The organism is Bacillus sp. AFS001701 (genome assembly GCF_002559405.1).
Lineage (GTDB): Bacteria > Bacillota > Bacilli > Bacillales > Bacillaceae_G > Gottfriedia.
In genome coordinates this window covers 1-334 of record NZ_NTZO01000725.1, presented here as the reverse complement: position 1 = coordinate 334, position 334 = coordinate 1, and the positions used below count along the sequence as shown (strand labels likewise).

The window sequence follows — 334 nt, the reverse complement described above, 5'->3', positions numbered from 1 at the left end:
AAGGCGAAATTCCCCCAAATTACTAATACCCGTTTTATAGGTATAATTTTCTTAAAGAAGTATTTAAAAAAGAGATGATACTGGGAATGGAGGAATATTGTGGCAAATTGCAATAACTGTAACTATAAATGGAAAGCAAAAGATATATGGCAACTCGGTTATACTAAAAAAGGGAAAGAATGTCCAAATTGCAGAACCATTCAATTTGCAACTTTTAAAAATAAAGAAGTTATATTGGGCTTAGGATATTTAAGTTGGATATTCCTTGTACTTATTATTATTTTTTTTCCTTTCGTTATCAAATTAAGCGATAAAGAGGAGACATTTTTTTAAT

1 protein-coding gene is annotated in these 334 nt (G+C 28.7%); it reads left to right on the top strand.

The features are described 5' to 3' along the window. Positions 1 to 99: 99 nt before the first annotated feature. Positions 100 to 333: a hypothetical protein gene (locus CN514_RS24870; protein WP_098234841.1), complete on the top strand. Its 234-nt coding sequence runs from the start codon at positions 100 to 102 to the stop codon at positions 331 to 333. The last annotated feature ends 1 nt before the right edge of the window (position 334 follow it).